Origin of the sequence: Mycoplasma todarodis, assembly GCF_004335995.1 — a bacterium.
In the GTDB taxonomy this organism is placed as follows: Bacteria; Bacillota_I; Bacilli_A; order Mycoplasmatales; family Metamycoplasmataceae; genus Mycoplasma_K; species Mycoplasma_K todarodis.
In genome coordinates this window covers 1-5,962 of record NZ_PSZP01000038.1, presented here as the reverse complement: position 1 = coordinate 5,962, position 5,962 = coordinate 1, and the positions used below count along the sequence as shown (strand labels likewise).

Below are 5,962 nucleotides of genomic sequence, written 5' to 3'. Positions count from 1 at the left end.
TCTGAATTAGATTTAGCTGTTGCTTCTGCTGTTTTAGCATCAGTAAGTTTTTTGTTTAGATCAGCTGTTTTAGCTTTTGCATTGGCTAAAGATTGAGTTGCTTTATCTGAATTAGATTTAGCTGTTGCTTCTGCTGTTTTAGCATCAGAAAGTTTTTTGTTTAGATCAGCTGTTTTAGCTTTTTCAGCTTCAAGCTTTGTTTGTGTTTCTTTATTAATTCCTTCAAGAAACTCTTTCACAAAATTTAAGACTTCAACTTTCTTAACATTTTCCTTATCTCCAAACTTATTTTCTAGATCAATTCTTTTGTTAATTTCGAAATTTTTAAGTCCGTGATTAATTTTATCTTGCAAGCTTTTTCTTGCTTCTTTATTAAGACTATCAAAATCAGGACGCGCAATCTCGCCAATATTTTGTGCAGAAACTTTCGCACTGGATGCCACACCAATGCCATTGTTATTACCTTCTTGTGTTGTTCTTAAAACTAAGGCTGTTCCAGCCCCAATAATTCCTAGTGATAATAGAGTTATTACTCCTAATGTTCCAGCTTTTGTTTTTTTATTCATAATTTCTCCTAACGTAATAAACTCCTTAAATGAAGCTTTATTATTTATATATTGATACATTTTCAAATAGTCTCTTATTTGACATAAATTTATGTTTCAAATTGAAATCTTTAAGTAACTAAAAAAAGACTTGAAAATATATTTATTAATTATATACTTTTATATTGAAACTTTGTTAGTTTTTTTTAACTTTTTAGTTTTTTTAAGTTAAAAAACCTATTTTTTAAAGTAATAGCACTATTTTTTAAGTGTTTTAAACAGAGCAAAAAAATGTATGCATTTAAAAAATAACATTGTGTTCGGTCACAAAAAGACATTTTTTTGGTATATACATGTTTTATGAATCTAAATGATTTTTTAATGTTTAAAAAAAATAAAAAACACTCCATTAGGAATGTTTTATTAATACAATTCAGAAATTGATGTGTTTAATGAATAAGTGTTTGTTGGTTCTAATATTACCCCAACTTCCATTTCAATTCCTTCTATAGTTGTTGCTTTTATTTCCACTTCTTTATTATTAAATGTTTTTGATAATAATTCTTTTCATTCTTTCTTGTATTTATCTATCGTAACTTGTTTATGTGTGTTTGCTAGAGGTACCATCACTTTATTTTTATTTACTTCCTCTTTATTAACAGTTTTATACACTTTACCTGAATTACGAAGTTTCTCTATCGATGTTATTGGTGTGTGTTTTTCATCTACGAATTTCCCTTTTCCAATAAGATCTGAAAGTTTTTTATTAGCAACAGTTAATGCTTCGTCAGCATCATCTTTTGCTATTGTTTTTGCTTTAATATCTTTTTCATTATCAGCAATTGCTTTGTCAGTGGCAATTTTTGCTTTGTTTGCATTAGTTAATGCAACATCAGTTGTTGCTTTTGTCGCTTCTTTTGTTTTGATGTCTTTTTTATTATCAGCATCTGCTTTGTCAGCAGCATCTTTTGCAGCTGTTGCATCAGTCAACGCTTTGTCAGCAGCATCTTTTGCGGTTGTTTTTGTTTCGATATCTTTTTCATTATCAGCAATTGCTTTGTCAGCAGCATCTTTTGCAGCTGTTGCATCAGTCAATGCTTTGTCGGCAACAGCTTTTGCTGTTGTTTTTGTTTCGATATCTTTTTCATTATCAGCATCTGCTTTGTCAGCGATAGTTTTTGCTTTGTTTGCATCAGTTGATTCAGCATCAGTTGTTGCTTTTGTCGCTTCTTTTGCTTTAATATCTTTTTCATTATCAGTAATTGCTTTGTCAGCAGCAATTTTTGCTTTGTTTGCATCAGTTAATGCTTGATCAGCAGTATCTTTTGCTGTTGTTTTCGCTTTGATATCTGCATCATTATCAGCATTTGCTTTGTCAGCAGTTGCTTTTGCAGTTGTTGCATCAGTTAATACCTTATCAGCAGTATCTTTTGCTGTTGTTTTCGCTTTGATATCTGCTTTGTTATCGGTATTTGCCTTGTCGGCTTTAACTTGTTCTTTATTAGCGGATTCTAATTCAGTATTTTGATTTTTTAAATCGTTATTTTTTACTTTAATCACATCTTCTTTATCTTTGATTTGTTTCTCTAAATCTTGTATTTTATTTTTAATTTCTTCAATTTCTTTTTTGTTATCAGTAATTGCTTGTTTTGTTTGCTTAACTTCAGCTAGTTTCTTTTCTAAATTAGCTTTACTTGTTTCAAATCTTTTTTTAGATAAAGGAATCATTGGTTTAACAGAATTTACAAGGTCTTTTGCTTTTTCTATTGCTTCTTTATTATCTTTAAGATTTTCTGCAGCATTGTTTTTCGCTGTTATTGCTTTACCTAATTCATTAGATGCTTTTTTTCTAGCTTCTTCAGCTTTATTGATAGTATCTTCATTATCTTTCAATGCTTTTTCAGCTGCATCTAATGCTTTTCTAGCTGCCCCTAATTCATCACTTGTTTTTTCACGGAGTGCATTTGTATCATCCACCTCTTTTGAAATGTCAGTTTCTTCTTTTTCAAGTCTTTTTTTGTTTTCATTTGCTACTTTAAGTTCAGCCGCAACCTTCTTATCTTCTTCACCAAGTCTATCAAATTCTTTTTGATCTGCTCACTTGTCTACCAACCCTGCTTTTAGAAGCATTTTTCTAAATTGTTCAGTTCGTTCTTTTTCTAAAACTCCTCTTATTCTTTGGAATTCTTCAAAATCTTTTTTGTTATCCATAAGAGTTAATCTATTATTTGCACTTCATTTTTGGTTTTTTATTTGACCTTTTATGATTTTATTCATTCTGACTTGTTCATTTCGAATTTCTTTAAGAAGTTCACTTGTGTGTTTAACAACGTTTTCACTCATGTGTGATTTTCCTCATGTCAGTTGTTTTAATATTTGTTTGTTCTTGTCGGTTTGTTGTTTATTTCCAAATTCTTTGATAAGTGAATTTATTTTTGCAAGTTTTGCTTCATATAAAGCTTTTAGAGTTTCTTGTTCTTTTTCCATTTTTAGAAGATTAGCTAATTGATTTTTAGCGTCTTGCTTTGTCATCACCATTTTTTTAGTATGTTTACGAGCATATTTTAAAACCATATCGTTGAATGCTTTTGCATTTTTTTCAATGCTCTGTTTTAATACCTTGATTTGGCTTTTTAGTATAGTTGGATTTGATTCATCTTTTCTTTTTTGAAGCAACTGTTTACGTTTATCTCTTAATTCACTATCTTTTTTCATAAGTTCTTTTATCTTATTGTTATTTTCAAGTTTTTTATTAGTTATCGTTGTTCCTGATTTAATCATTAAATCCCCGAGTTTTTTCATAATATCAGTAGATTTTTTTTCTAAATCAGCAACAAGTTTTTTTGCATCTTCAACTTTTTTGAATAAGTCATTTGTTTTGAATTGTTCTGAACTTACATTTCCATCAGCAATTTCTGCTTTCTTTTTAGCTAATTCAACTTTTTCTGTCGCAGTTTTTAATGCAGCTTCTAAGTCTTTGGTTTTGTTTTTTTCTGTTTCAAGTGAATCTTCATTATCTTTAGCTTCTTTTTCAAAACTTTTAAAAAGTTTTTCTGCTGATTTATTATCATTTTCTGCTTTTTTCTTAGCAGCTTCTGCAGCAATCAACTTTTTATCTAATTCTTGACTTTTATTTTCTTTTTCTTTTAATAATTCTCTTGCGTTTTTTAAATCATTTTTAAGCTTTGAAAGATCTTCTCCAGCCTTCGCAATATCCTCATTGGTTTTTTGGATTTTCCCCTTAATAGATTCAACTTTTAATGCAGCTTTCTTAGCATCTTCTTTTAATTTCACAGCTTTATCATTTACAGTTTTAAGATCTGCAGCAGCTTTGTCAGCAACATCTTTTGCATCCGCTGCAGCTTTGTCAGCATTTGTTTTATTAGATTTTAATTTTGCAGTTTTATCTTTTGAAACTTTAAGATCTGCAGCAGCTTTATCAGCGGCATCTTTTGCAGATGTTGCGGCTTTATCAGCAGTAGCTTTGTTAGCTTTTAATTTTGCTACTTTATCTTTTACAGCTTTAAGCTCTGCATTGGCTTTATCAGCAGCATCTTTTGCAGCTGTTGCTGTTTTATCAGCAGCAGCTTTGTCAGATTTTAATTTCGCAGTTTTATCAGTCACAACTTTAAGATCTGCAGTAGCCTTGTCAGCAGCATCTTTTGCAGCTGTTACAGCTTTATCAGCAGCATCTTTATCAGATTTTAATTTTGCAGTTTTATTTTTCGCAGCATCAAGATCTGCAGCAGCTTTGTCGGCAGTATCTTTTGCAGCTGTTACAGCTTTATCAGCAGTATCTTTATCAGATTTTAATTTCACAGCTTTATCATTTACAGTTTTAAGAATTGCAGCAGCTTTGTCGGCAGCATCTTTTGCATCCGCCACAGCTTTATCAGCATTTGCTTTATTAGATTTTAATTTTTCAGCTTTATCTTTTGAAGTTTTAAGATCTGCAGCAGCCTTTGCAGCAGTATCTTTTGCTGCATTAATTTTTTTCATCTCTTCAACAATATCAACGGGAGTTTTTCAATTATTCGAATTATTATAAAAATCATTAACCTTTGATTTGATTTCTTTGAAGCCAATAACTTTGTTTTCATTCAATTTGATTGAAACGGTAACAAATTTCTTTTCACCTTCACTTCACACAAAGTAGTTTTGAACACTTTGGTTAATTTTGTTTTCAAGGTCTTTTATCTCAGAGATCCCTAATGCATCTTTTTCTGGAACTTCCACTTTTTTAACAACGTTTGACATTGATTCTTTTAATGATAAAAGTTTGTCATCATTATCTGTAGTTCGTGTTGCAAGAATTGTTCCTACACCTATGGTAGCGGCTGATAATAATGCTATCGCTCCTAATGATCCGTTCTTAATTGTTTTATTCATATTTATCTCCTAATGTAATTTTCTTTATATTTTGAGTATTGTCATTTAAAATAAAGTTTTTATTTCAAACCTTTTTAAACTTATAAAAATTGTATTTTACAAATATATATGAAGAATTATATACTTTTTTTAGTGCTATTAGTCTTTTTTTTACTTATATGCATTTTATTTTTTTTCAAATATTATGCATAAATACAATGGGTTAACCCTTTTAAAGCTCATAAAAAAAACTCCTATACATATAGGAATTTTTTATTAATATAAGTTTTCTAGTGACATTTCTAATGATTGACTTTTCACTTTATTTTCAAGTAATCCATTAGCTTTATTATTAATTTCTTCTATTGTTTCCACATTTTTTAACTCAATTTTATGTTTGTATTTTTTACCCAGAACCGCTTCTCATTCTTTTTTAAATTTGTCAATGGTTTCGCTTTTATGAGCGTTAGCTATTATTGCTACCCCTTCAACTTTAGTTTCCTTAACGAAACCTTTTGCAGCAATAACGTCACTAACAGTCTTAACAGAATTATCATTTGTATCTTTATAGTTTAAGTTTTCGATTGATTCATTATCCTTATCTAATTTTGATTTTGATTCTTTTTCGTCTTTTGTTGCCTTTTCTAATGTAGCAACAGCAGTATCTTTTGTTGCTTGTTTAGCTTTGATGTCTGCTTCGTTAGCAGCAAGTGCTTTGTCAGCAGTATCTTTTGCTGTGTTTGCATCAGTTAATGTTTGATCAGCAGTATCTTTTGTTGCTTGTTTAGCTTTGATGTCTGCTTCGTTAGCAGCAAGCGCTTTGTTAGCAGTATCTTTTGCTGTGTTTGCATCAGTTAATGTTTGATCAGCGGTATCTTTTGTTGCTTGTTTAGCTTTGATGTCTGCTTTGTTAGCAGCAAGTGCTTTGTCAGCAGTAGTTTTTGCTGTGTTTGCATCAGTTAGTGTTTGATCAGCAGTATCTTTTGTTGCTTGTTTAGCTTTGATGTCTGCTTCGTTAGCAGCAAGTGCTTTGTCAGCAGTAGTTTTTG

General features: G+C 30.2%; 3 protein-coding genes. All 3 read right to left on the bottom strand.

The window, feature by feature from the left end; translation table 4 throughout:
* On the bottom strand, positions 1–566 hold a 566-nt coding region (locus C4B25_RS03830; RefSeq protein ID WP_210725180.1), incomplete at its 3' end, for a hypothetical protein.
* Between the two features lie 402 nt (positions 567–968).
* Positions 969–4,934, bottom strand: a complete 3,966-nt coding sequence (locus C4B25_RS03825; RefSeq protein WP_131613725.1) for a hypothetical protein — start codon at positions 4,932–4,934, stop codon at positions 969–971.
* A gap of 255 nt (positions 4,935–5,189) precedes the next feature.
* A partial coding sequence (locus tag C4B25_RS04755; protein WP_210725179.1) for a hypothetical protein occupies positions 5,190–5,962 on the bottom strand: 773 nt, incomplete at its 5' end.